Below are 24,112 nucleotides of genomic sequence, written 5' to 3'. Positions count from 1 at the left end.
GCCTCGCTGTTACTGCTGACGATTAGAGATACTGTTTTCCGGGTTGAAACGTTCACGGCGTGAACGCGCAGGTGTCCAGTCCAGCGCGCCAATACGCACCAGATAAACCAGACCGGCCAGTAACACTAAAATGAAAATTGCGGCCTCGACAAAGCCTACCCAACCACTCTCACGAATGGAGGTTGACCATGCGAACAGGTAAAGCGCTTCCACGTCAAAAATGACGAAGAACATGGCCACCAGATAGAACTTGGCGGACAAACGTAAACGCGCAGTACCTACCGAATCGATACCCGATTCAAATGGCGTGTTTTTGTGCCTTGCCCGGGCGCGACCGCCGAGGAACCAGCCGCCGACAAGCATCAGGCAGCACAGGCCAATGGCTACGATAAGAAAGATTGCGAATGCCCAGTGATGAGCGATGACTTCTGTGGATGTTGACATACTCATTGCTTACTCATCAAAAGTGATACCTAAAATCCTGCTCTTTCTGGCAGATGGGCATCACATCGATTCATGGGGAGGAACAAATAACCTTACACTAACTGTCGAAAAATGAGACATAGACAGCAAAATGATGTGGTTTTTTACTCCTTTCTATAACCTTTTGTCAACTTTAACAAAAGTTTCTTCACATTAGATTACATTGTTCGAACTTCATTAACATTTAATGCCCTTTACCCTCAAAACGTGTGAGGCGCGTTCCGGCGTTGGGGTGTTGAATCGTGTCCGTAGTGATCTAACACAAAGATTACCTGCCTATTTTGACAGGATTTGCTACCGATTCCTCCCCCCAAAGAGGAGTATTTTCTTGATCTGTGACACGCTTTTGTTAATTCAATCAAAAAAACAGCAACATCTTAGCTGCTTTTTTAACATGCCCATTGACTTTGGAGAGAAGCGGGTGAGCGGTTCAGGCAGGGCGCCATCGAGAATTATCAATTTGATAAAGAAGACAATTGTCAAATGATAACGCTAATGTGTACGGAAGCAGATGCAAAAAAAGAACCACTCTGCGGGTTATCAGCCTGAGTGGTTCTTTTTCCGGGAACAAAATGTTAACAAAGCATGAGAAGTTCGTTTACTCGAAATCGCGCTCAATCACCAGGGAGTCATCCCCCCCTTCCGGAGTAACATTATTGTACTGCCAGGGGTTATCGTAATTTTCCATGGCATTGAAAATAGTCTGCGCCAGTTCGTTTTTGCTGAGCGGGTTGTGGCACAGCATATACTCCGTATCCGGCAGCGCAGGCAGCCCATCCGCTTTGCCTAGCACCCGTAAATCCGGGCTCATCATCTCAACCGGACGTGCCGTGACGCCCAGCCCCGCTTTCACCGCTGCGCGAACCGCAGGCAAGGTGGAGGCCACATAGGCGAGTCGCCATGGCACGTTGGCAGCATTGAGCGTAGCCAGCACGATGTCGCGGAACGGACTAGGATCGTCCAGCAGCACCAGAGGAACGGGCTCGCCGCGCTGCAGAGAAAACTCTGCGGCACAGTACCAGTGGGTTGGCGAAGTCCGCAACGTCAGACTCTCAAACTGGCCGGTGCGGTGGGTTGTCACCACCAGATCGACCTCCTGCTCCTGCAACATATCAACCATAAATGCATTGCGTTTTACTCTGACGTCCAGCGCAAGCTTCGGATAAACCGAACTGATTCGGTTGAGCAGGAACGGCAGAATGGTATCGGCCGACTCATCAGATGCGCCTAAGGTTAAGACGCCCTGCAGATTACTAAACATTAAAGATGTACACGCTTCATCGTTGAAACGTAAGATTTTTCTGGCATAACCCAGCAGCTGAATACCGTGTTCCGTTAACAGCTTATTGCGACCATGACGGGCAAAAAGCTCTTTACCCACCAGTTGCTCCAGGCGTTGCATTTGTTGGCTGACCGCAGATTGCGTGCGGCAAACTGCGGCCGCGGCAGCAGCAAAGGTGTTCAGATCGGCGACCGCCACAAAGGTTCTCAGCAGATCGAGGTCGAGATTCAGTATCGGACGATTTGCATTAATCATATCTTTTCACTTACAGGTTGCTCGTACGGAGCTGCCCCGGGTTTAAGCTGTGTGCGTAAAAGTAATACAGTTCCTTCTGAAAAAAATCCTCTGACGTCCCGGTCTGGCAGAGTGCCTGCGTAATGTAATTGTGCTGGGTATATCAGTGGTCAGAAACAACTTATCTGACGATATTTTTATTCTCAAAAACGATTGAGATAAATAGAAGTTTGTCGGTTGATGTAAATTCCGTTAAAGACAATGCCTTTCCGACGTCAACTTTATCGCAGTAGAGGTTAAGCAGCAATGGTGTTACTTAACTTCTCAAGGCAGAGATAATTCAAACAATTACAACAAACTTCAAAGGTTCAGCCAACAAGACCTGCTGTGGCCTGTTATCTTTACTCGCTAAACCCGGTGACATCTTACCCTAAAACCTTTTTATTTATAAGCCTTATTGCGCTTCCAGTGATTTAACCTGGTTGATAACTCGCTAAACTAATTTTATTTATATTAACGAAAGTTGTGATTTTGTCTTTATTTGGAAATAACTAATAATTCGCCCAGGACTTAATGATTAATAATACTTAACATTAATTTCACATGGGCAACCTTTATATAAAGACGCCGTGAAGTAAATGCTAGTGCATTTCATTCAGCTTTTACGAAATGTTGCTTAAGGAAACTGTAGCACTGCTACCCTGAACCTCTCAATAATCGTCTTTTTTGCAGCGTAAAATCCATTTTAATATGCAACAACCAAAATAAATAACCAAATAACAATAAAAATGTGGATTATAAAATACATCATAGCTTAAAAAACAGTTAAAAATGTCGATATCGCTTTTGAGAGATGAACAAAATCTTCTTCTGCCGACGCTTCAAAATTGGCCAAGCGAGGAGTACATTGTTTCGTGCTGGCTTCCACGGCAGGAAGTCGCAATCACAGCGAAAAGGTTAAAGATTCATGTCACCCATCGAAAAATCCAGCAAGTTAGATAACGTTTGTTACGACATTCGTGGCCCGGTTCTTAAAGAGGCAAAACGTCTCGAAGAAGAAGGTAATAAAGTACTTAAGCTCAATATAGGCAACCCGGCGCCATTTGGTTTTGATGCACCGGATGAAATTCTGGTTGATGTGATCCGCAACCTGCCGACAGCGCAAGGCTACAGCGACTCCAAAGGTCTCTACTCAGCGCGTAAAGCCATCATGCAGCACTATCAGGCGCAGGGCATGCGCGATGTGACCGTAGAAGATATCTATATCGGTAACGGTGTTTCGGAACTGATCGTCCAGGCGATGCAGGCCCTGCTGAACAGCGGTGACGAAATGCTTGTTCCGGCTCCGGATTACCCGCTCTGGACGGCGGCGGTATCGCTCTCCAGCGGTAAAGCTGTGCACTACCTGTGTGATGAGTCCGCTGACTGGTTCCCGGATCTGGATGATATTCGCGCCAAAATTACGCCGCGCACCCGCGGGATCGTCATCATTAACCCGAACAACCCGACCGGTGCCGTTTACTCTAAAGAGCTGCTGCTGGAGATTGTTGAGCTGGCCCGCCAGCATAACCTGATCATCTTCGCAGACGAGATCTACGACAAAATTCTCTACGACGCGGCGCAGCACCATTCTATTGCCGCGCTGGCACCGGATCTGTTGACCGTCACCTTTAACGGCCTGTCGAAAACCTACCGCGTCGCCGGTTTCCGTCAGGGCTGGATGGTGCTGAACGGGCCGAAAAAACACGCCAAAGGCTATATCGAAGGTCTGGAAATGCTGGCCTCCATGCGCCTGTGCGCCAACGTACCGGCACAGCACGCTATCCAGACGGCACTGGGCGGCTATCAGAGTATCAGTGAATTTATCGTGCCTGGCGGGCGTTTGTATGAGCAGCGTCAACGCGCATGGGAGCTGATTAACGATATTCCGGGCGTCTCCTGCGTGAAGCCAAACGGCGCGCTCTATATGTTCCCGAAAATCGACATCAAACGCTTTAACATCTTTGACGACCAGAAGATGGTGCTCGACTTCCTGTTGCAGGAGAAAGTGTTGCTGGTTCAGGGGACGGCGTTTAACTGGCCGTGGCCGGACCATGTGCGTATCGTTACGCTACCGCGTGAGGATGAGCTGGAGATGGCCATCAGCCGCTTCGGGCGTTTCCTCGGCGGATACCATCAGTAAAGATAACCCTCGGGCTGCCACTGGCAGCCCGATTTGCATCTCACCGCCCCTCCCCTCACAATGAAATCTGTCGCTATGCAAGACCAAAGGTAACTTATGAGTCAGAGTCATTTTTTCGCCCATCTTTCCCGCCTGAAACTGATCAACCGCTGGCCGCTGATGCGTAATGTGCGCACCGAAAACGTCTCCGAACACAGCCTGCAGGTCGCTATGGTTGCCCACGCGCTGGCGGCCATCAAGAACCGCAAGTTCAATGGTCAGGTGAATGCCGAACGTATCGCCCTGCTGGCCATGTACCATGATGCCTCCGAGGTGCTGACGGGCGATCTGCCGACCCCGGTGAAGTACTTTAATTCGCAAATCGCCCAGGAGTACAAAGCGATTGAGAAAATCGCCCAGCAGAAACTGGTCGATATGGTGCCGGATGAGCTGCGGGATATCTTTGAACCGCTGGTTGATGAGCAGAGCTATAGCGAAGAGGAGCGGTCGATTGTGAAGCAGGCTGACGCGCTCTGCGCCTACCTGAAATGTCTGGAAGAGCTGTCTGCCGGGAACCACGAGTTTTTACTGGCAAAAACCCGGCTGGAAAAGACCCTGGAAGCGCGTCGCAGCGAGGAGATGGACTACTTTATGGAGGTCTTCGTCCCGAGCTTCCAGCTGTCCCTGGATGAGATCAGTCAGGATTCACCTTTATAATGTTTTGCCGGGTAAGGCGCAGCCTTACCCGGCGAATTGTCAGAACGGAAACAGCATCGGGATCATCACGACGCACACCACCATCACCAGGACGGTAAAGGGTACGCCGAGTTTCACGAAGTCACTAAAGGTGTATTTGCCTGGCCCAAGCACCAGCGTATTAACCGGTGAAGAGACCGGGGTCATAAAGGCGGCTGAGGCGGCCATCGCCACCATCATCGCGAACGGATAAGGCGATACCCCCATCGATTTCGCCATTGCCAACGCTATAGGTGCCATCAATACCGCAGTCGCGGTATTAGAGATAAACAACCCGATGGTGGCGCACATGATAAACAGGCACATCAACATCATGTAAGGGCCATAACCGCCCCCCAGCTCCATCAATCCCTTCACCACCAAATCGACACCGCCGGTTTTTTGCAACGCCAACGCGAAAGGCATCATGCCGACAATCAGAATGATGCTCGGCCAGTGGATCGCTTTGTAAGCGCTTTCAGCGTCGATGCAGCGGAATTTCCCCATCAGCAGACAGGCAATGATGGCCGCGATCGGGTTCGGGATTTCGTCGGTCAACATCAGGGCGACCATCAGCACCAGACAGAAAATGGCATGCGGCGCCTGGCTGTGGGCGGGAGACGCATCGCTGACCTCAACGGGTAAGTTCATCACCACAAAGTCCCGGCCTCTCTGGCCCAGTTGGGTGATCAGCTTCCAGTTGCCCACCACAAGGAAGATATCCCCTAATTCAAGAGGTTCATCCACCACCGAGCCGTCCATCGCCACGCCATCGCGTTTTAACCCCACCACGTTCAGACCGTAACGGGTACGGAAACCTATTTCGCGGACGGTTTTGCCGAGCAGCTCCGACTCGGGGATCAGCGATACCTCTGCCATCCCCACGTCCAGCGCCTGATCGGAGAAATACTCTCCGCGCAGCACCATCGGCTCCAGCAACTGTTCGCTACAAAACTCGCGCAGATCGACCTCTGCCGAAGACATATCAATCAGCAACACGTCCCGGGCGCGAAACTCCGATACACCATTAACGTTCACGATCACCCGGCGAAAACGACGCCAGCGCTCTACCCCGATGACGTTAGCCCCGTAACGTTCACGGAGTTTCAAATCATCCAGGCGTTGACCAATCAGCGGCGAGCCGGGGCGGATCGCCAGACGGCGGGCGCGTCCGGTCAGGCGATACTCTTTAATCAGATCGCGGAAGGTGCGGCGCTTCCAGCCGTCGCGGGGTTTATCCTGCTTGTCGCTCTTGAGGGCAAAACGGGTCAGCAGCATATAGATAATGCCCAGCACGAGGATCACCAGCCCCAGCGGCGTCACGCTAAAGAAGCTGAAGCCCTCCAGCCCTTCACGCAGCAGTTCGCTGTTGACCACCAGGTTCGGCGGCGTGGCCACCAGCGTCATCATGCCGCTGATAAGCCCGGCGAAGCTGAGGGGCATCATCAGGCGCGATGGCGAGATCTGCATGCGCATAGAGACGCTCAGCACCACTGGTATAAAGATGGCCACGACCCCGGTGGAACTCATAAACGCGCCCAGACCGGCGACGGTCAGCATCAAAAAGATCAGCATTTTGGTTTCGCTGTTGCCCGCCACGCTCACCAGCCAGGAGCCCATGCTGGTGGCCACGCCGGTACGTACCAGGCCATCACCGATGATAAACAGGGCGGCAATCAAAATAACGTTGGGATCGCTAAAGCCTGAAAAGGCTTCCGGGAGGGTTAAGGTGCCGCTGAGGACAAAGGCTACGATCACCAGCAGAGCCACGGCATCCATACGGACTTTGCCCGTCGCAAAAAGAATAATCGCGATAAGGAGCAGGCTTAAGACCCAAATAAGTTCACCGTTCAAAACAGATCCTTGTCAGAAGAGAGTGAGGCCGATAGTGCCATAAAAAAGCCCCAACAATGTGGGGCTATATCATGGGATTACATTTTTCGGGAGACTGTTACATTCCTGTCGGCAGAGCGGGTGACGTCTACGGCCTCCAGCGTGGTGAGTACCAGGTCCGCTTCGTCCAGTCGTGGCGAATCGGCGGGAACCTTCACAGCGATGACGTGACAGCCTGCGTTAAGGCCCGCCAGCACGCCAGCGGCGGCATCTTCCACCACCACACACTCTTCCGGTGCCAGCCCCAGACGCTTCGCGCCGAGTAAAAAGGCATCGGGTTCCGGCTTGCCGCGCGTCACCTGTTCGGCGGTGATAAACACCTCTGGTACTGGCAACCCTGCCGCTTTATGCCGCGCATGGGCCACAGGAACAGAGCCGGAAGTGACGATAGCCCACGGGATCTCCGCTTCATTCAGATGCTGGAGCAGTTCAAGCGCTCCCGGCAAGGCGGTGATGCCGTCAGTATCGGTGGCCTCAACCTGCTCAAGCCAGGTAAACTCCGCCTGGATATCTGCTTCGCTTCTTCCCTGGAGAAAGTGCCGTAAAGAGGTTATGGCCTGTTTGCCATGGATAAAATTCAGCACCGCCTGATGGTCAATGCCATGCCTGTCGGCCCAGCGACACCAGGAGCGCTCCACCACCGGTAACGAATCTACCAGCGTACCGTCCAGATCAAACAGAAAACCTTTACACTGCACATCAACCTCCGTCAGGCGTTAATAATTTGTTGAATCTCATTGCTGCTCAGATGGTACTGACGCGGGCAGGCGTGCCACACGCTGAGCATACGTTGATATTTGTCCCACATTGGGGTCTGGGCATTAAAGCCATGAGTACCGGCATCGAAATGGGTATAGCGCCCTTCCACATTGACCATAAAGCGAACATAGCTCAGGTAACGGGATTCAGTGGCCGCATCATAGCCCAGGAAGGTAACACGACGCTCGTCAATGGTCTGTGCATCCTTCAGGTTGGTCCATGAAACATGCAGGGCGTGATACATCTCCATGATGTCAATAACGGTACGACAGGTCTCTTCCTTAAGTTCGCCAAACTCGCGATCCAGCTCGCGCATCTGTAAACCGAAACCACGTTCGACGATAGTCTGCAAGCGGCGATAGCGCTCTGCGTTGTCGGGATCAAGCATCGTCATCATTTTGTACTGATTAGACAAAATCAGACGTTGAGCGTGGGTCATTTCCATCTTCGACTCCTGTTGCACATGGCAGCGTAAAAAAAAGACACGGTAACGTTGGGTTACTGTGCCTTCTTTTATTCATCGTTTCGATGATCAATCACAAGTCATCGAGGAATGTTTTATCAAGTTGCTTAAATGCCCGCTTCAGGGTATCTGCCAGCGCCTGATAGTCGGGCTTACCCTCGACCGGCGCCAGCGCCTGACCGGCATCCTGCAACTTACCGCGGACCTCATAGAACCAGGACAGCACCGACGGTGGCAACGGGGTGACCGAACGCTTGCCCAACCACCACAATCCCTGCATCGGCAGGCTCAGGGCAAACAGGGCGGTAGCTACCGCTGGGCCAAGTTGCCCACCCAGCGCAATCTGCCAGCACAGGGTGAAGACCGCGATGGGCGGCATCAGCCGGATAGCGTGGCGGGTGGCGCGAATCACCCGGTTTTCAATAAAGACGGGCGCGAGGCGCTTTTCCAGTGGCCACGTCTTAGAGTAATGCTGTCCCCGGCGAAACAGGCTAAAAAAGCTCACGGAAGGGTTCACAGGTGTCGACATGGCTTACCTCAACTTCACATATAAAAATTAAAATATTCGTGCAAAACAACAACTGGTCATGACAACGTTCAAAAACTTTTGTCAGGGCTACCCAGTATCGGGTATCCTGTGCCGGCCTGCAAAGGCCTTAGACGAGGAATGTTCACTCGTCAAATTATCGCACATTATGCCATTGCCGGAAAAATGCGCAAAATGGCATAAAATCATATGTATTCTTTTCGTCATGCCAAAATGTACTTCGGGCATGATGTTAATCATAAATGTCAGCGATATCTTGCGCTACGATCCTTGACTCACTGACGTTTTTTAGCCACGTATCAATAATAGGTACTTCCATGTCGAGTAAGTTAGTACTGGTTCTGAACTGCGGTAGCTCCTCACTTAAATTCGCTATCATCGATGCGATCAACGGTGAAGAGTACCTTTCTGGTTTGGCCGAATGTTTCCATCTTCCTGAAGCACGTCTTAAGTGGAAAATGGACGGCAGCAAACAGGAAGCGGCTTTAGGTGCAGGCGCCGCTCACAGCGAAGCGCTGAACTTTATCGTTAACACTATTCTGGCACAAAAACCAGAACTGTCCGCTCAGCTGACCGCTATCGGTCACCGTATCGTTCATGGTGGCGAGAAGTACACCAAGTCTGTGATCATCGATGACTCTGTTATTCAGGGCATTAAAGACTCCGCTTCTTTTGCACCGCTGCATAACCCGGCTCACCTGATCGGTATCACTGAAGCGCTGAAAGCCTTCCCGCATCTGAAAGACAAAAACGTGGCCGTGTTTGATACCGCGTTCCACCAGACCATGCCGGAAGAGTCTTACCTCTACGCCCTGCCGTACAAACTGTACAAAGAGCATGGCGTTCGCCGCTATGGCGCGCACGGCACCAGCCACTTCTACGTGACGCAAGAAGCCGCGAAAATGCTGAACAAGCCGGTAGAAGAAGTGAACATCATCACTTGCCACCTCGGCAATGGCGGTTCCGTTTCTGCTATCCGTAACGGCAAATGCGTTGACACTTCTATGGGTCTGACCCCGCTGGAAGGTCTGGTGATGGGTACTCGCTCCGGTGATATCGACCCGGCGATCATCTTCCACCTGCACGATACCCTGGGCATGAGCGTTGAAGATATCAACAAAATGCTGACCAAAGAGTCTGGCCTGCTGGGTCTGACCGAAGTCACCAGCGACTGCCGTTACGTTGAAGACAACTACGCAGAGAAAGAAGACGCTAAACGTGCAATGGACGTTTACTGCCACCGTCTGGCGAAATACATCGGTTCTTACACTGCGCTGATGGACGGTCGTCTGGACGGCGTGGTCTTCACCGGTGGTATCGGTGAGAACGCGGCAATGGTGCGCGAGCTGTCCCTGGGCAAACTGGGCGTGCTGGGCTTTGAAGTTGACCATGACCGTAACCTGGCTGCGCGCTTTGGTAAGTCTGGCTTCATCAACAAAGAAGGCACCACTCTGGCAATGGTTATCCCAACCAATGAAGAGCTGGTCATCGCGCAAGACGCGAGCCGTCTGACTGCCTGATTCCACACCGCCAGCAATGCTGGCGGTGCTGTTTTGTAGCCCGCCCGTTTTCGGCGGTAACGAAAGAGGATAAATCGTGTCCCGTACTATTATGCTGATCCCGACCGGAACCAGCGTAGGCCTGACCAGCGTCAGCCTCGGTGTGATCCGTGCGATGGAACGTAAAGGCGTTCGCCTGAGCGTGTTCAAGCCTATCGCTCAACCACGTGCTGGTGGCGATGCGCCAGACCAGACCACAACTATCGTTCGTGCGAACTCTAATCTGCCCGCCGCTGAACCGCTGAAGATGAGCCACGTTGAGTCTCTGCTTTCCAGCAACCAGAAAGACGTGCTGATGGAAGAGATCATCGCTAACTATCACGCTAACGCACAGGATGCGGAAGTCGTGCTGGTTGAAGGCCTGGTTCCGACGCGCAAGCATCAGTTTGCCCAGTCCCTGAACTTCGAAATTGCCAAAACGCTGAACGCAGAAATCGTGTTCGTAATGTCCCAGGGGACTGATACCCCGGAACAGCTGAAAGAGCGTATTGAGCTGACCCGCAGCAGCTTCGGCGGCGCGAAAAACAGCAACATCACCGGCGTGATCGTGAACAAACTGAACGCCCCGGTGGATGAGCAAGGCCGTACCCGCCCTGACCTGTCTGAAATTTTTGACGACTCGTCCAAAGCGCAGATCGTGAAAATCGATCCCGCTAAGCTGCAGGAATACAGTTCTCTGCCAGTGCTGGGCGCGGTGACCTGGAGCTTCGACCTGATCGCGACCCGTGCGATCGACATGGCGCGCCACCTGAACGCGACCATCGTCAACGAAGGCGATATCAACACCCGTCGCGTGAAGTCCGTGACCTTCTGTGCGCGTAGCATTCCGCACATGCTGGAGCACTTCCGTGCAGGTTCTCTGCTGGTGACCTCCGCAGACCGTCCTGACGTGCTGGTTGCAGCCTGCCTCGCGGCGATGAACGGCGTGGAAATCGGTGCGATCCTGCTGACCGGTGCCTATGAAATGGACCCACGCGTCAGCAAGCTGTGCGAACGCGCCTTTGCTACCGGCCTGCCGGTCTTCATGGTTAACACCAACACCTGGCAGACCTCTCTGAGCCTGCAGAGCTTCAACCTGGAAGTGCCGGTTGATGACCATCAGCGCATCGAGAAAGTGCAGGAATACGTTGCCGGTTGCATCAATGCTGACTGGATTGAATCCCTGACTGCTACCTCCGAGCGCAGCCGTCGCCTCTCTCCACCAGCCTTCCGTTATCAGCTCACCGAGCTGGCGCGTAAAGCGGGCAAACGTGTTGTTCTGCCAGAAGGCGACGAACCGCGTACCGTTAAAGCGGCTGCCATCTGTGCCGAGCGCGGTATCGCGACCTGTGTGCTGCTGGGTAACCCGGATGAGATCACCCGTGTTGCCGCTTCTCAGGGCGTAGAGCTGGGTTCCGGTATTGAAATCGTTGACCCGGAAGTGGTGCGCGAAAGCTACGTTGCCCGTCTGGTCGAGCTGCGTAAGAGCAAGGGCATGACTGAAGCCGTTGCCCGCGAACAGCTGGAAGACAACGTGGTGCTCGGTACGCTGATGCTGGAGCAGGACGAAGTTGACGGTCTGGTTTCCGGTGCTGTTCACACGACTGCGAACACCATCCGTCCACCGCTGCAGCTGATCAAAACAGCCCCAGGCAGCTCGCTGGTCTCTTCTGTGTTCTTCATGCTGCTGCCGGAACAGGTATACGTGTACGGTGACTGCGCGATCAACCCGGATCCGACCGCTGAACAGCTGGCCGAGATCGCCATCCAGTCTGCGGACTCCGCGATTGCCTTCGGTATCGAACCGCGCGTTGCAATGCTCTCCTACTCCACCGGTACTTCTGGTGCAGGTAGCGACGTTGAGAAAGTGCGTGAAGCGACCCGTATTGCACAGGAAAAACGCCCGGATCTGGTTATCGATGGCCCGCTGCAGTATGACGCCGCGGTTATGGCTGACGTAGCGAAATCCAAAGCGCCTAACTCGCCAGTTGCGGGTCGTGCTACCGTGTTCATCTTCCCGGATCTGAACACCGGTAACACCACCTATAAAGCGGTACAGCGTTCAGCCGACCTGATCTCCATCGGGCCGATGCTGCAGGGTATGCGCAAGCCGGTGAACGACCTGTCTCGTGGCGCGCTGGTAGACGATATCGTCTACACCATCGCCCTGACCGCGATCCAGTCTTCCCAGCAGTAAGCAGTATCTAAACGCAAAAAGGCGACCTGATGGTCGCCTTTTTTTATGGTCGCGATTACGCTTCTTCGTGCTTAACCGGCTCGTTGCTGGCGTTGCGGCTCATCCACAGGGCCAGCGCTTTCAGCGAATCGGGTGTGAAGTCATCACAACGGGCGGTGATTTCAGCCGGGGTCATCCAGCAGACTTCACTCACCTCTTCTTCCTGCAGCGCAAACGGGCCGTGGGAGACGCAGCTGAAAAGGCCTCCCCAGACGCGACAGTGGTCATCTTCAAAATAGAACTGCCCATGTTCGGCGAACGGTACGCCAGCAATCCCCAGCTCCTCTTCCGCTTCGCGGCGGGCGGAATCGAGTAACTGTTCATCGGCCTGCACCACGCCACCGGCGGTAGCATCAAGCATCCCGGGCATGAAGTCTTTCGTTTCGGTACGGCGCTGAACCAGAATATTGCCCATCCCATCATGCACCACGATATAGGTCGCGCGATGACGCAGACGCTGCGCCCGCATCTGCTCGCGGCTCGCCTGTGCAATTACCTCATTGTCTTCGTTGACAATATCCACCCATTCCGTACTTGCCAAATGACTGTGCTCCACCATCGGAAACCTTCTCTTTAAAGCGCTCTCGCGGCGCGTTTTACTGTTGAGGAGTAAATTACGGATTAATCTCTGACTGCGCAATAACCTGGCCGTCATTCAGCGTCATAACGCACAAATGGTTTCCTTCCAGCATGCCGTAGCTGGGGGGAAAGCCGCCTTTGGGCAGGCTGACCGAGCCAGGATTGAAATGTATAAGGTCGCCCTGTTTCCCGGCGACCGGAATATGAGTATGGCCGTAAACCAGCACATCGCCAGCATTCAGCGTGGGCAGATTATCCGGGCCAAAAAGATGACCGTGGGTAACAAACAGGCGGCGATTCTCCAGCAGGATTTGCTGCCAGGGCGCGGTAATGGGAAAGTTCAGCAGCATCTGGTCAACTTCGCTGTCGCAGTTGCCGCGCACGGCGATAATCCGCGACGCGTAAGCGTTGAGCCGCCCGGCGACCTCAGCAGGCGCATAGCCTTCGGGCAGCGGATTGCGTGGGCCATGGTTCAGCACATCCCCGAGGATCACCAGCCATTGCGCCCCGCTCTGGTTGAACAGCGAAAGCACCCGTTCGGTCGCCGGCAGCGAGCCGTGGATGTCCGAGGCAAACATCAACTTCATCAGAGTTTCCTTATGTCGAAATGCTGCCCCATCATACCGGAATATCAGCCCGCCCGCTTCGCCGACAACGCCACGTAGCGCTGTACGGAAGCCCGCTGCCACTGGAAGTTAGCGTAATCCACCAGTTGCTGCGGCACGTCATCACCATTGAGCACCAGACGGTTAAGCATCAGTGCCAAATCCGCATCTGCGATACACCACTCGCCGAACAGGTTTTGCTGGCCGTGGGCAAGCAGGGAGGCGGCGATATCATAAAGCTGGTTGGCTGCCCGCTGTGCGGTTTCACTCAGGGCCGGTTTTTTCACTCCACCAAATACCACGTCGGTAGAGCGTTCCTCGCGGATCGGCACCAAATCGCTGCGCAGCCACGCCTGGATTTGTCGTGCACGGGCGCGTTTTTGCAGGTCCAGGGGGTAGATCCGCTCCCACTCCGGCGGCGCAAAATGCTCCTCCAGATATTCAGTGATGGCAGAAGATTCGCTCAGTTCAAAGCCGTCATTCTCCAGCACCGGCACGCGACGGGTCAGAGCATAGCCCCGCCAATGCGGCTGGCGGTTTTCACCCCGGCTGAGGTCAATGGTTTTCAGGGTAAAGGGCAAACCTTTCTCGGCCAGCGCGACATACACGCTCATGACATAAGGGGAGTAATAATCGGCATCTGACCACAAGGTAATTGCAGGTTGGCTCATAAGGTCCTCGTAATGCTTCGGGTGATGGTTGATATCCAAAATATAACCTCCTGCTCCGGCTGTCACTTGATGAAAACTCACGATTTATCATCACCGCCTATACTCGATCCTATGCCGCGATAATCGTTATGACAGGAGTTGCGATGATTGACCTTTACTACGCCCCGACCCCCAACGGGCATAAAATCACGCTTTTTATGGAGGAGGCCCAGCTGGATTACCGCATCCTGCCGGTTGATATCAGCAAAGGTGAGCAGTTCCGCCCTGAATTTCTTGCCATTTCGCCTAACAATAAAATTCCGGCCATCGTCGATCATGATCCTGACGATGGCGGTGCACCGCTGAGCCTGTTTGAGTCCGGCGAGATCCTGCTCTATCTGGCGGAAAAAACCGGTAAATTGCTGAGCGGTGAATTACGGGAACGCCACGTCACCCTGCAGTGGCTCTTCTGGCAAGTGGGCGGGCTGGGGCCGATGGTCGGTCAGAACGCCCACTTTAACCACGTTGCGCCGCAGCCGATCCCCTACGCCATCGAACGTTTCCAGGTGGAGACGCAACGGCTCTATAACGTGCTGAATAAGCGTCTGGAAAAATCACCGTGGCTGGGAGGCGATCATTACAGCATCGCAGATATCGCCTGCTGGCCGTGGGTCAATACCCGAGAAAGCCATCGCGTAGACCTGGTATCGTGGCCAGCGGTGAATAACTGGTTTGAGCGCATCCGTACCCGTCCGGCAACCGAACGCGCCATGCAAAAAGCACAGCAGATATAAACGCTTTCCTCATGTATTATGGTGCCGATAATGACACGGAGGAAGCCTGCAATGTCCCAGAACGACGCGATTATTCGTATTAAAAATTTACGCCTGCGCACCTATATCGGTATCAAAGAGGAGGAGCGCGCTAACCGTCAGGATATCGTGGTAAATGTGGTGATCCACTACCCGGCCGATAAAGCCCGGGACAGTGAAGATATCAATGACGCACTTAACTATCGCACCGTCACTAAAAGCATTATTCAGCACGTCGAGAGTAACCGATTCTCTTTGCTGGAAAAATTAACTCAGGATGTGCTGGATATCGCACGCGAACATCACTGGGTCACCTATGCTGAAGTAGAAATCGATAAACTTCACGCGCTGCGCTATGCCGACTCCGTCTCAATGACGTTAAGCTGGCAACGCTAGGCGCAACCCTGGAGGTTGTATGAAGATCCTGGTAACCGGCGGTACTGGCCTGATTGGCCGGCATCTCATCCCCCGCTTACAGACGCTGGGCCATGAGATAACGGTGGTGACGCGCAGTCCAGATAAAGCGCGTCAGGCATTCGGCTCCGGCATCACTATCTGGAAAGGGCTAACCGAGCATCAGGATCTTAATGGGTTTGACGCCGTCATCAATCTGGCGGGGGAACCCATCGCCGACAAACGCTGGACTGAAGATCAGAAGCAGCGGCTGTGCAACAGCCGCTGGAACATTACCCAGCGGCTGGTGGATATGTTCAAGGCCAGCGACAACCCGCCGTCGGTATTTATCTCCGGTTCAGCAACAGGGTATTACGGCGATTTAGGCGAAGTGGTGGTCACTGAAGAGGAGCCGCCGCACAACGAATTTACCCATAAACTGTGTGCCCGCTGGGAGCAGATCGCCTGTGGGGCACAGAGCGATCATACTCGCGTCTGCCTACTACGCACTGGCGTGGTGCTGGCGCCGAAAGGCGGGATTCTGGCGAAGATGCTGCCGGTATTTAAGCTGGGACTGGGCGGGCCGATCGGCACTGGCCGTCAGTATCTGGCGTGGATCCATATTGATGATATGGTAAACGGCATTCTCTGGCTGCTGGATAACGATCTGCGCGGCCCGTTCAATATGGTCTCCCCTTACCCGGTTCGTAACGAGCAGTTCGCCCATGCTCTGGGGCATGCAGTGCATCGCCCTGCTGTCATTCGCGCACCGGCCACCGCTATCCGCATGCTGATGGGAGAATCCTCAGTGCTGGTGCTGGGCGGTCAGCGCGCGCTGCCGAAGCGCCTTGAGGCCGCCGGGTTTGCCTTCAGGTGGTACGATTTAGAAGAGGCCCTGGGAGATGTGGTAGGTTAAATCTGCCCGATCGACTGTGCTACATTGTTATGCCCGATCTCAGGTTCAGGCGTAACAATGGCAACGATCACCACTTCCAGGCTAACACTTTCCCCCTTTGAGCCATCTGACTGGCCCTTTTTCCGTACGCTACGCGAATCGCCCGACATCATGCGCTATATGGCCGCTCTCGCGCCGGAAAAAGAGACCCGACGCCTGTTTGCCATCCGCCTGACTGCTCCGCACACCTTTGTTATTCGCACTCACGATGATGACACCCCGCTGGGGGATATTGGGCTGCAAATTAGCAATACGTATCCTGAAGAAGCCGATATCGGTTACACGGTCATCCCCGCCGCACAGGGCCGGGGGATTGCCAGCGAGGCGCTGCGCGCCGTCTGTGAATATGCGTTTATTCGGGTGGGGGTAAAGGCGGTTAATGCGTACGTGCTGGCGGATAACGGCGGTTCGGTCCGGGTATTAGAAAAAGCAGGATTTGTGCGCACCCAGATACTGGAACAGGCGTATGAGATTAACGGTGTGCGCTACGACGACTGGGTGTACCGACTGGAGAGTGGGGTGGCCTGAGTGCCGGGCGGGGCTGCGTTTACCCGACCTGCCAAAACCGTAGGCCCGGTAAGCGTAGCGCCACCGGGCGTTTACAGCAGTCGTGCGGCCTGATGCCCTCTCCCACAGGAAGGGGGCGACATCTCATCTACTTCAAGGATCCTTTCAGGAACTGCTGCAGACGTGGGCTCTTCGGATTCGCCAGCACCTCATCCGGGTGCCCCTGCTCTTCGATTATGCCCTGATGCAGGAAAATCACGTGGTTGGAGACATTACGGGCGAAGCCCATCTCGTGAGTTACCACCACCATCGTTTTTCCCTCTTCGGCCAGCTGCTGCATAATACGCAGCACTTCACCCACCAGTTCAGGATCGAGCGCCGAGGTCGGTTCGTCGAACAGCAGCACTTCCGGCTCCATCGCCAGCGCACGGGCGATAGAGACACGCTGCTGCTGACCACCGGACAGATGCACCGGGTATTTAATCTGCTGACGCGCGTCGATGCCCACCTTCGCCAGGTATTTTTCCGCACGGGCGCGGGCTTCCTGCTTGCTTAAGCCCAGCACCTGCACCGGCGCTTCCATCACGTTCTCCAGCACCGTCATATGGCTCCAGAGGTTGAAGTGCTGGAACACCATTGTCAGGCGGGTACGCAACATCCGCAGCTGGTGTTTATCCGCCACCTTCAGCTGACCATCTTTATCCTGCACCAGATTAATGTTCTCGCCGCTGACCACAATCTTGCCCGCACTCGGTTTTTCGAGGAAGTTGATGCAGCGCAGGAAGGTACTTTTACCCGACCCTGATGAGCCGATAATACTGATCACATCGCCCGCATTTGCCTGCAGCGACACCCCTTTCAGCACTTCATGTTCGCCGTAGCGTTTGTGCAAATCAATAACGTTTAATTTGTTCTCAGCCATCTTAATTCTCAGTGCGTCGAAGAAGGTTTTATGTGCTGCAACCAGCGTTTTTCCGCTTTGCGGAACAGGCTAATCAGGACGTAAGAAATGATTAAATAGAGCACAGCCGCGATCCCGAAGGCAGTAAACGGCTGATAGGTTGCCGAGTTAATGTCACGGGCAATCTTCAGCAGATCCGGTACGGTGGCGGTAAACGCCAGCGCGGTGGAGTGCAGCATTAAAATCACTTCGTTGCTGTAGGCAGGCAGCGCAATGCGCAGCGCCGACGGCAGAATAATGCAGCGGTAGAGCTTCACAGAGGAAAAACCATAGGCCCGCGCCGCCTCAATCTCGCCATAGGGAACGGAACGAATCGCCCCGGCGAAGATTTCGGTGGTGTAGGCACAGGTATTCAGCGTCAATGCCAGCACGGTACAGTTCAGCCCGCTACGGAAGAACGCGTTCAGCATCTCTGTGCCCTTCACGATCTCCAGGGTATACATCCCGGAGTAGAAGACCAGCAGCTGCACATAGAGCGGCGTACCGCGGAAAATGTAGGTAAACAGCCAGATAGGGAAGCGAATGTATTTGTTATTCGACACGCGGCCAATGGCAAGGAATATCGCCAGAATGCCACCCATCACCACAGACGCAATCAGCAGCCAGAGGGTGATCGCCACACCGGTAAAGCGGTATCCGTCGGTCCACAGCAGTGATTTCCAGTATTCCTGAATAATCTCGATCACAGGTCAGCCCTCTTCACACCCACGGAGTAGCGACGCTCGAGCAGCAGCAGCACACCATTGGAAACGGTGGTAAACACCAGATAAATCAGCCCGCACACGATGGCGAAGTAGAACGGTTCCCAGGTGCTTTTGCCCGCGAGCTGCGTGGCTTTCACCACATCTTCCAGCCCCAGTAACGAGACCAGCGCCGTTGCCTTGAGGATAACCTGCCAGTTGTTGCCGATGCCCGGCAGCGCAAAGCGCATCATGGCCGGAAACATAATACGGCGGAAGGTTTGAGAGGAGGTAAAACCGAATGCAGTGGCCGCTTCGATATGCCCTTTCGGCACTGCGAGATAGGCTCCGCGGAAGGTTTCAGTAAAGTAGGCCCCGTAGATAAAGCCCAGGGTAATGATACCGGCCACCATAGGATCGATATCAATCTGCGCCATACCGATGGCATCCGTAATGCCGTTGAGAGCGATTTGCAGACCGTAGAAAATCAGCAGCATCAGCACCAGGTCAGGCACACCACGAATCAGGGTGGTATAGCCTTCAAACAGCAGAACCAATGCCCGATTGGTCGAAAGCTTCGCGCCCGCGCCCGCCAGGCCTATTAACACCGCCAGCACCACCGAACTGAGAGCCAGTTCAAGGGTGACGAGTGCGCCTTGTAAAATTACGCCAGAAAATCCGTACAGCATACCGCCTGCCCTGTCGTGTCGTGAGTGGTGACGCCGTGTCTTTTCCCCTCCCGTAACAGGAGGGGCCGCACGTTATTGAGTGGGGGGTTTAGCCACCGTAGACATCAAAGTCGAAGTATTTCTTCGCCAGTTTTTCGTAAGTACCGTCCGCACGCATCTCGGCAAAGGCTTTGTTCAGCGCTTCGCGCAGTTCGTTGTCCTCTTTACGCAGCCCCATACCGGTGCCCACGCCGAAGAGTTTCTCGTCCTTAATAGACGGACCGCCGAACTTGTAATCTTTCCCTACCGGCTGCTTCAGGAAGCCTTCGCTGGCAGCAACTTCGTCCTGGAAGGCGGCATCGATACGGCCCGCGGTCAGGTCAGCATAAATATTTTCCTGGCCCTGATAAGAGACGATTTCGATCCCTTTCGGTGCCCAGTGTTCGTTACCGAAAGTCTCCTGGGTAGTGCCCTGCAGCACGCCCACGCGCTTACCTTTCAGCGATTCCAGGGTTGGCTGGATATCAGAAGATTTTGCCACCACCAGACGGGAATCCGCTGCATAAAGCTTGTCGGTGAAGGCAATCTCCTGCTGGCGTTTTTCGGTGATAGAGAGAGACGACATAATGGCGTCGATTTTTTTCGCTTTCAGCGAAGGGATCAGCGCATCCAGTGGGTTTTCAACGAAGGTACACTCTGTTTTGATACGTTTGCACAGCTCTTTCGCCAAATCGATATCAAATCCTACCAGTTCACCCTGCGCATTCTTCGATTCAAAGGGGGCATAAGTCGGGTCAGTACCAATACGAACTTTTTGCGGAATTGCTGCGAACGCCGCAGTGGCGCTGGAAAAGGCCAGAGCCAGAGAAAGTGACAACACCAGTTTTTTCATATCTATCCTCAACAGACTGTCTTCTTACGGGATTTTAACGCCGACGGGCTGCTCTTAATGTGCCATTAATCGCCGCGGCAAGGCAAAAGATTATGCCCCGCACGCGCGAAAAAGTGCATTGCGAGTGCTTAACTATTCACTTTATAACCAGCCCGGCGCAGTGGTTGCACCGCGATGGTTCGCAATTGCCGCTACGCACCATAACGGTGAGCCATTATGGTGCGCACCCGTCAGTAACGGTTAGTCGCCGTAGACATTGAAGTCGAAGTATTTCTTCGCCAGTTTGTCGTAGGTGCCGTCTTTACGCAGTTCGGTAAAGGCTTTATCAAAGGCCGCTTTCAGCTCGGTATCGTCTTTACGCAGGCCGATCCCGGTACCGTCACCAAAGTACTTTTTGTCTTTAACCGACGGGCCAGCAAAAGCAAACTCTTTCCCTGCCGGTTGTTTCAGGAAGCCTTCGCTTGCTGCGACTTCATCCTGGAAAGCGGCATCCAGACGCCCTGCGGCCAGGTCGGAATAGATCAGATCCTGGTTCTGGTAAGCCACGACATCAACGCCCTTTTCACGCCAGTTGGCATTGGCAAAGCCTTCCTGCGTGGAGCCTTGCAGAACGCCAACGTGCTTACCTTTCAGGGAATCGATGGTGGGCTGAACAGGGGAGCCTTTCGCCGCAATCAGGCGTGAGTCGGCTGCGTACAGTTTTTCAGAGAAAGCGATCTCCTGCTGGCGTTTCTCAGTGATAGAGAGCGAAGAGATAATCGCGTCGATTTTCTTGGCTTTCAGCGATGGGATCAGCGCATCAAAGTCACTGCCCACCCAGGTGCATTTCACGGACATGCGTTTGCACATCTCATTCCCCAGGTCGATATCAAACCCAACAAAGTCGCCCTTGGCATCTTTCGATGAGAACGGCGCATAGGTCGCGTCAGTACCGATACGTACGGTCTGTGGGAGCGCCGCATAGCTGCTTGCCGCTGCGCTTAATCCCACCAGCAAAGACAGAGCCAGAACCGTCTTCTTCATACATTACCCTCAAGTGTCGTGATTTTATTATGTAATAGATGATGTTGTGTGTTGTTGCAGGCGATCTCTTGCAGGTCTTATGCCAGATTGCGTCTGGCGCAAAACTACGGCGTTAAATTTGTTAACGAAAGGTTGCAAGATTGCCTTAATGGTGAAAGATAGCAGGTCTGCCAAACGAACCGCAGTGGGAAGAAAGGAAAAAAGGAATTAAATGTTGAGGATATGATCGCGGTTGCAGAATTGCCCTGAAACAGGGCACGTTGCGCTGACCTGCCCCACGGCAGGTCATCTTTCCCGTCAGACGCCCTGCCAGCGGGTAAAGAGATCGTCCGGCAGTTCAATGTCGAATTGGTCAATCACCCGGTTCACCGTTTGATTTATGACCTCATCCAGACTTTGCGGGCGGTGATAAAACGCCGGAACCGGCGGCATGATCACCGCGCCCAGTTCGGCCGCCTGAGTCATCAGCCGCAGATGGCCCAGATGGAGCGGGGTTTCGCGTACGCAGAGTACCAGCGGGCGGCGCTCTTTCAGCACCACGTCAGCGGCGCGGGTCACCAGGGTATCGGTGTAGCTGTTGACGATGCCGGAGAGGGTTTTGATGGAACAAGGCAGGATCACCATACCTGCGGTCTTAAACGAGCCGGAGGAGATGCTGGCGGCGATATCGCGCGCATCATGCACCACGTCGGCCAATGTCTGAACGTCACGCAGGGAATAGTCGGTTTCAAGAGAGAGAGTCTGACGCGCGGCCTGGCTCATCACCAGATGGGTTTCAACGTTTTCGACGTCGCGTAATACCTGCAGCAAACGGACACCGTAAATCGCGCCGCTGGCCCCTGAGATCCCTACTATCAATCGTTTCATGATTATCGCCCTTACTGTAACTGGGCTGACTGTGCAGGATTTTGGCGGGAGTTGCAAGCGAGGGCAGACGCCCTCGCCTGTGATGACGATTAACCTTCGTTGTGCATCTCTAAGCTTTCGAGATCGTTTGCCATTTGCACGGCTTTCGCATCGTCGTTACGCAGAGAGTCGAGGTAGTCGAGATACTGCTGGTCTACGTCTTTGGTGACGTAGATGCCGTTAAACACCGAACACTCAAACTGCTGGATATCCGGGTTCTCGGCGCGCACCGCGTCGATCAGATCGTTGAGATCCTGGAAAATCAGGCCATCGGCACCGATGATCTGGCGGATCTCGTCCACTTCGCGACCGTGAGCAATCAGCTCGTTAGCGGTCGGCATGTCAATGCCGTACACGTTCGGGAAGCGAATTTCCGGTGCCGCAGAAGCCAGATAAACCTTCTTCGCACCCGCTTCACGGGCCATCTCAATAATCTGCTCTGAAGTGGTGCCACGCACGATGGAGTCATCCACCAGCAGAACGTTCTTGTCGCGGAACTCAGCGCGGTTGGCGTTCAGCTTACGGCGTACTGATTTCCGGCGCAGATGCTGGCCTGGCATAATAAAGGTGCGGCCAACATAGCGGTTTTTCACAAAGCCCTGGCGATACGGTTTACCCAGGATACGCGCCATCTCCAGCGCGATATCGCAGGAGGTTTCCGGGATAGGGATAACCACGTCGATATCCAGGTCTTCCCACTCGCGAGCAATCTTCTCGCCGAGCTTGGTTCCCATGTTCACACGGGCGCTATAGACGGAGATCTTGTCGATGAAGGAGTCTGGACGGGCAAAGTAGACGTACTCGAACAGGCACGGGTTGCTGACCGGGTTTTCCGCGCACTGGCGGGTGAACAGCTGGCCTTTTTCGGTAATGTAGACCGCTTCACCTGGGGCAACGTCACGCAGGAACTCAAAGCCCAGGGTATCCAGCGCCACGCTTTCGGAGGCAACCATATACTCGGTACGGCCATCGCCAATATCGCGTTTACCCAGCACCAGCGGGCGAATACCGTTCGGATCGCGGAACGCGACCATACCGTGGCCGATAATCATCGCTACGCAGGCATAGGCACCGCGAATCAGACGGTTAGTGGCCGCCACGGCAGCAAAAATATTGTCGGCTTCCAGCGGATAGTGACGGAAGTTATCCAGTTCGCTGGCAAAGACGTTAAGCAGAATTTCAGAATCTGAAGTGGTGTTAATGTGGCGACGCTTCTCTTCAAACAGCTTTTTACGCAGCTCGTGGGCATTGGTCAGGTTGCCGTTGTGGGCAAGCGTGATGCCATACGGAGAGTTAACGTAGAAAGGCTGCGCTTCAGAGGCGCTGGAACTGCCTGCGGTAGGGTAACGAACGTGACCAATACCCATATTACCCTGCAGACGCTGCATATGGCGGGCTTCAAACACATCGTTTACCAGGCCGTTAGCCTTACGTAAACGGAAGCAGTTGTGTGCATCAATGGTGATGATACCCGCGGCATCCTGCCCACGGTGCTGAAGCACCGATAATGCGTCATAAATAGACTGGTTTACCGGCATGAAACCGGCGATACCGACAATACCGCACATTCGTCATTTCCTCGTTAAGCCACATCTCAGGGTTTATGCCCTGGGCAAAAAACTCGACGAGCTTTGCAGATAGTCGAAGAACCATCTGATGATGAAGCTGAACTGCGGGATCAGCTGCGATTTCTGCCAGTCTTCACTTTTTGAGAACCCGGTAAAGGTATCAAGGAAGAACAGTATCGCGGCGACAATCAACACGCCTCGCAATGCACCGAAACAGATCCCGAGCACCCTGTCCGTTCCTGACAAACCGGTTTTTTCAACCAGTTGGCCGATCACGTAGTTAACAATGGCGCCGACAATCAGCGTCGCGATAAACAGCACCGCGATGGCAATCCCATTTCGAACCAGTTCATCTTCAAAGCCCGTGAACCAGACAGACAGGTAAGTGTAGTAATGACTGGCAACAAAGAAGGCACAGCCCCAGGTTACCAGCGATAACGCTTCACGAACAAAGCCACGGATCAGGCTAACCAGACAGGAAAAACCTATCACCGCAATGATGGCGTAATCAATCCAGACCATATACGTCCCACGATTAAACGCCCTGTCATCCAGTTCGGGGCGAATTCTAACAGAAAAAGA

General features: G+C 53.9%; 25 protein-coding genes. 8 read left to right on the top strand and 17 right to left on the bottom strand.

Going from position 1 to position 24,112, the window contains the following annotated elements; genetic code table 11:
- Positions 1 to 9 precede the first annotated feature (9 nt).
- Together nuoA and lrhA are read right to left on the bottom strand one after the other, a co-directional pair.
- A complete protein-coding gene (gene nuoA, locus ACF8PE_RS03585) occupies positions 10 to 450 on the bottom strand; it encodes an NADH-quinone oxidoreductase subunit NuoA (protein WP_392494606.1) in 441 nt (146 codons plus the stop codon).
- Positions 451 to 1,081: 631 nt separating this feature from the next.
- On the bottom strand, positions 1,082 to 2,020 hold the full coding sequence (gene lrhA / locus ACF8PE_RS03580) for a transcriptional regulator LrhA (protein WP_059307472.1): 939 nt from the start codon (positions 2,018 to 2,020) through the stop codon (positions 1,082 to 1,084).
- A 946-nt stretch (positions 2,021 to 2,966) separates the two neighbouring features.
- Here lrhA and ACF8PE_RS03575 point away from each other — a divergent pair.
- Positions 2,967 to 4,181, top strand: coding sequence for a pyridoxal phosphate-dependent aminotransferase (locus ACF8PE_RS03575; RefSeq protein WP_032612793.1), 1,215 nt, complete (start codon positions 2,967 to 2,969; stop codon positions 4,179 to 4,181).
- Positions 4,182 to 4,277: 96 nt separating this feature from the next.
- On the top strand, positions 4,278 to 4,877 hold the full coding sequence (gene yfbR, locus ACF8PE_RS03570) for a 5'-deoxynucleotidase (RefSeq protein ID WP_032612795.1): 600 nt from the start codon (positions 4,278 to 4,280) through the stop codon (positions 4,875 to 4,877).
- Between the two features lie 39 nt (positions 4,878 to 4,916).
- On the opposite strand, the gene ACF8PE_RS03565 is transcribed toward yfbR, so the two are convergent.
- The 4 genes from ACF8PE_RS03565 to yfbV form a co-directional block, all read right to left on the bottom strand.
- Positions 4,917 to 6,749 carry an SLC13 family permease gene (locus ACF8PE_RS03565; RefSeq protein ID WP_392494605.1) on the bottom strand — a complete coding sequence of 611 codons (1,833 nt, stop codon included), beginning with the start codon at positions 6,747 to 6,749 and terminating at the stop codon, positions 4,917 to 4,919.
- Between the two features lie 77 nt (positions 6,750 to 6,826).
- Positions 6,827 to 7,486 carry a sugar phosphatase gene (locus ACF8PE_RS03560; RefSeq protein WP_392494604.1) on the bottom strand — a complete coding sequence of 220 codons (660 nt, stop codon included), beginning with the start codon at positions 7,484 to 7,486 and terminating at the stop codon, positions 6,827 to 6,829.
- Between the two features lie 11 nt (positions 7,487 to 7,497).
- Positions 7,498 to 7,992, bottom strand: a complete 495-nt coding sequence (locus ACF8PE_RS03555; RefSeq protein ID WP_032612801.1) for a YfbU family protein — start codon at positions 7,990 to 7,992, stop codon at positions 7,498 to 7,500.
- 91 nt (positions 7,993 to 8,083) lie between these two features.
- Positions 8,084 to 8,539, bottom strand: a complete 456-nt coding sequence (gene yfbV / locus ACF8PE_RS03550; RefSeq protein ID WP_032612804.1) for a terminus macrodomain insulation protein YfbV — start codon at positions 8,537 to 8,539, stop codon at positions 8,084 to 8,086.
- Positions 8,540 to 8,874: 335 nt separating this feature from the next.
- Here yfbV and ackA point away from each other — a divergent pair, with 335 nt between their 5' ends.
- Both ackA and pta read left to right on the top strand, forming a co-directional pair.
- The gene (gene ackA, locus ACF8PE_RS03545) at positions 8,875 to 10,077 is read left to right on the top strand and encodes an acetate kinase (RefSeq protein WP_032612806.1); all 1,203 of its coding nucleotides are present in this window, start codon (positions 8,875 to 8,877) and stop codon (positions 10,075 to 10,077) included.
- A 76-nt stretch (positions 10,078 to 10,153) separates the two neighbouring features.
- Positions 10,154 to 12,292 carry a phosphate acetyltransferase gene (pta, locus tag ACF8PE_RS03540; RefSeq protein ID WP_032612808.1) on the top strand — a complete coding sequence of 713 codons (2,139 nt, stop codon included), beginning with the start codon at positions 10,154 to 10,156 and terminating at the stop codon, positions 12,290 to 12,292.
- Positions 12,293 to 12,347: 55 nt separating this feature from the next.
- Here the strand turns inward: pta and yfcD are convergent, their stop codons facing one another.
- The 3 genes from yfcD to yfcF are packed head-to-tail and all read right to left on the bottom strand — an operon-like array spanning position 12,348 to position 14,186.
- On the bottom strand, positions 12,348 to 12,890 hold the full coding sequence (yfcD, locus tag ACF8PE_RS03535) for an NUDIX hydrolase YfcD (protein ID WP_032612811.1): 543 nt from the start codon (positions 12,888 to 12,890) through the stop codon (positions 12,348 to 12,350).
- Positions 12,891 to 12,945: 55 nt separating this feature from the next.
- Positions 12,946 to 13,497 (bottom strand): phosphodiesterase, encoded by a 552-nt coding sequence (gene yfcE, locus ACF8PE_RS03530; RefSeq protein ID WP_392494603.1) that lies wholly within the window; start codon positions 13,495 to 13,497, stop codon positions 12,946 to 12,948.
- A gap of 44 nt (positions 13,498 to 13,541) precedes the next feature.
- Positions 13,542 to 14,186: a glutathione transferase gene (gene yfcF, locus ACF8PE_RS03525; RefSeq protein WP_392494602.1), complete on the bottom strand. Its 645-nt coding sequence runs from the start codon at positions 14,184 to 14,186 to the stop codon at positions 13,542 to 13,544.
- A 143-nt stretch (positions 14,187 to 14,329) separates the two neighbouring features.
- Here yfcF and yfcG point away from each other — a divergent pair, with 143 nt between their 5' ends.
- Genes yfcG through ACF8PE_RS03505 form a run of 4 tightly spaced genes read left to right on the top strand, consistent with a single transcriptional unit; the run spans position 14,330 to position 16,853 of the window.
- Positions 14,330 to 14,959: a GSH-dependent disulfide bond oxidoreductase gene (gene yfcG / locus ACF8PE_RS03520; RefSeq protein WP_392494601.1), complete on the top strand. Its 630-nt coding sequence runs from the start codon at positions 14,330 to 14,332 to the stop codon at positions 14,957 to 14,959.
- Between the two features lie 51 nt (positions 14,960 to 15,010).
- Entirely contained in the window at positions 15,011 to 15,373 is a 363-nt protein-coding gene (folX, locus tag ACF8PE_RS03515; RefSeq protein ID WP_032612819.1) for a dihydroneopterin triphosphate 2'-epimerase, read from the top strand.
- A 19-nt stretch (positions 15,374 to 15,392) separates the two neighbouring features.
- Positions 15,393 to 16,286: a TIGR01777 family oxidoreductase gene (locus ACF8PE_RS03510; protein ID WP_392494600.1), complete on the top strand. Its 894-nt coding sequence runs from the start codon at positions 15,393 to 15,395 to the stop codon at positions 16,284 to 16,286.
- A gap of 57 nt (positions 16,287 to 16,343) precedes the next feature.
- The gene (locus tag ACF8PE_RS03505) at positions 16,344 to 16,853 is read left to right on the top strand and encodes a GNAT family N-acetyltransferase (RefSeq protein ID WP_392494599.1); all 510 of its coding nucleotides are present in this window, start codon (positions 16,344 to 16,346) and stop codon (positions 16,851 to 16,853) included.
- Positions 16,854 to 16,980: 127 nt separating this feature from the next.
- Here ACF8PE_RS03505 and hisP read toward each other — a convergent pair whose 3' ends face one another.
- The 8 genes from hisP to cvpA form a co-directional block, all read right to left on the bottom strand.
- Positions 16,981 to 17,754, bottom strand: coding sequence for a histidine ABC transporter ATP-binding protein HisP (hisP, locus tag ACF8PE_RS03500; protein WP_032612825.1), 774 nt, complete (start codon positions 17,752 to 17,754; stop codon positions 16,981 to 16,983).
- Between the two features lie 8 nt (positions 17,755 to 17,762).
- Positions 17,763 to 18,479, bottom strand: a complete 717-nt coding sequence (locus tag ACF8PE_RS03495) for an ABC transporter permease (RefSeq protein ID WP_032612827.1) — start codon at positions 18,477 to 18,479, stop codon at positions 17,763 to 17,765.
- Positions 18,476 to 19,162, bottom strand: coding sequence for a histidine ABC transporter permease HisQ (locus ACF8PE_RS03490; RefSeq protein WP_059307467.1), 687 nt, complete (start codon positions 19,160 to 19,162; stop codon positions 18,476 to 18,478). Before ACF8PE_RS03490 ends, ACF8PE_RS03495 begins: the two co-directional genes overlap by 4 nt.
- Before the next feature lie 88 nt (positions 19,163 to 19,250).
- Positions 19,251 to 20,033 (bottom strand): histidine ABC transporter substrate-binding protein HisJ, encoded by a 783-nt coding sequence (hisJ, locus tag ACF8PE_RS03485; RefSeq protein WP_032612831.1) that lies wholly within the window; start codon positions 20,031 to 20,033, stop codon positions 19,251 to 19,253.
- 240 nt (positions 20,034 to 20,273) lie between these two features.
- Entirely contained in the window at positions 20,274 to 21,056 is a 783-nt protein-coding gene (gene argT / locus ACF8PE_RS03480) for a lysine/arginine/ornithine ABC transporter substrate-binding protein ArgT (protein WP_032612833.1), read from the bottom strand.
- A 297-nt stretch (positions 21,057 to 21,353) separates the two neighbouring features.
- Positions 21,354 to 21,923 (bottom strand): UbiX family flavin prenyltransferase, encoded by a 570-nt coding sequence (locus ACF8PE_RS03475; protein ID WP_117385264.1) that lies wholly within the window; start codon positions 21,921 to 21,923, stop codon positions 21,354 to 21,356.
- 89 nt (positions 21,924 to 22,012) lie between these two features.
- Entirely contained in the window at positions 22,013 to 23,530 is a 1,518-nt protein-coding gene (gene purF, locus ACF8PE_RS03470) for an amidophosphoribosyltransferase (RefSeq protein ID WP_032612838.1), read from the bottom strand.
- Between the two features lie 33 nt (positions 23,531 to 23,563).
- A complete protein-coding gene (cvpA, locus tag ACF8PE_RS03465) occupies positions 23,564 to 24,052 on the bottom strand; it encodes a colicin V production protein (protein ID WP_032612840.1) in 489 nt (162 codons plus the stop codon).
- Positions 24,053 to 24,112: the final 60 nt, after the last annotated feature.

It is taken from the genome of Leclercia sp. GLN_9, from assembly GCF_043105735.1.
Taxonomy (GTDB): domain Bacteria; phylum Pseudomonadota; class Gammaproteobacteria; order Enterobacterales; family Enterobacteriaceae; genus Enterobacter; species Enterobacter adecarboxylatus.
The sequence above is the reverse complement of the archived record's forward strand: the minus strand, read 5'-3'. Positions and strand labels throughout refer to the sequence as shown.

Bases quoted from the DNA above. Each gene is read 5' to 3' on its own strand.
- yfcE (WP_392494603.1), bottom strand. From the start codon at position 13,497: ATGAAGTTGATGTTTGCCTCGGACATCCACGGCTCGCTGCCGGCGACC.
- cvpA (WP_032612840.1), bottom strand. From the start codon at position 24,052: ATGGTCTGGATTGATTACGCCATCATTGCGGTGATAGGTTTTTCCTGT.
- ACF8PE_RS03475 (WP_117385264.1), bottom strand. From the start codon at position 21,923: ATGAAACGATTGATAGTAGGGATCTCAGGGGCCAGCGGCGCGATTTAC.
- ACF8PE_RS03490 (WP_059307467.1), bottom strand. From the start codon at position 19,162: ATGCTGTACGGATTTTCTGGCGTAATTTTACAAGGCGCACTCGTCACC.
- ACF8PE_RS03505 (WP_392494599.1), top strand. From the start codon at position 16,344: ATGGCAACGATCACCACTTCCAGGCTAACACTTTCCCCCTTTGAGCCA.
- folX (WP_032612819.1), top strand. From the start codon at position 15,011: ATGTCCCAGAACGACGCGATTATTCGTATTAAAAATTTACGCCTGCGC.
- ACF8PE_RS03555 (WP_032612801.1), bottom strand. From the start codon at position 7,992: ATGGAAATGACCCACGCTCAACGTCTGATTTTGTCTAATCAGTACAAA.
- yfcG (WP_392494601.1), top strand. From the start codon at position 14,330: ATGATTGACCTTTACTACGCCCCGACCCCCAACGGGCATAAAATCACG.
- argT (WP_032612833.1), bottom strand. From the start codon at position 21,056: ATGAAGAAGACGGTTCTGGCTCTGTCTTTGCTGGTGGGATTAAGCGCA.
- yfbR (WP_032612795.1), top strand. From the start codon at position 4,278: ATGAGTCAGAGTCATTTTTTCGCCCATCTTTCCCGCCTGAAACTGATC.
- lrhA (WP_059307472.1), bottom strand. From the start codon at position 2,020: ATGATTAATGCAAATCGTCCGATACTGAATCTCGACCTCGATCTGCTG.
- ACF8PE_RS03575 (WP_032612793.1), top strand. From the start codon at position 2,967: ATGTCACCCATCGAAAAATCCAGCAAGTTAGATAACGTTTGTTACGAC.
- hisP (WP_032612825.1), bottom strand. From the start codon at position 17,754: ATGGCTGAGAACAAATTAAACGTTATTGATTTGCACAAACGCTACGGC.
- hisJ (WP_032612831.1), bottom strand. From the start codon at position 20,033: ATGAAAAAACTGGTGTTGTCACTTTCTCTGGCTCTGGCCTTTTCCAGC.
- yfcD (WP_032612811.1), bottom strand. From the start codon at position 12,890: ATGGTGGAGCACAGTCATTTGGCAAGTACGGAATGGGTGGATATTGTC.
- nuoA (WP_392494606.1), bottom strand. From the start codon at position 450: ATGAGTATGTCAACATCCACAGAAGTCATCGCTCATCACTGGGCATTC.
- ACF8PE_RS03510 (WP_392494600.1), top strand. From the start codon at position 15,393: ATGAAGATCCTGGTAACCGGCGGTACTGGCCTGATTGGCCGGCATCTC.
- ackA (WP_032612806.1), top strand. From the start codon at position 8,875: ATGTCGAGTAAGTTAGTACTGGTTCTGAACTGCGGTAGCTCCTCACTT.
- yfcF (WP_392494602.1), bottom strand. From the start codon at position 14,186: ATGAGCCAACCTGCAATTACCTTGTGGTCAGATGCCGATTATTACTCC.
- purF (WP_032612838.1), bottom strand. From the start codon at position 23,530: ATGTGCGGTATTGTCGGTATCGCCGGTTTCATGCCGGTAAACCAGTCT.
- yfbV (WP_032612804.1), bottom strand. From the start codon at position 8,539: ATGTCGACACCTGTGAACCCTTCCGTGAGCTTTTTTAGCCTGTTTCGC.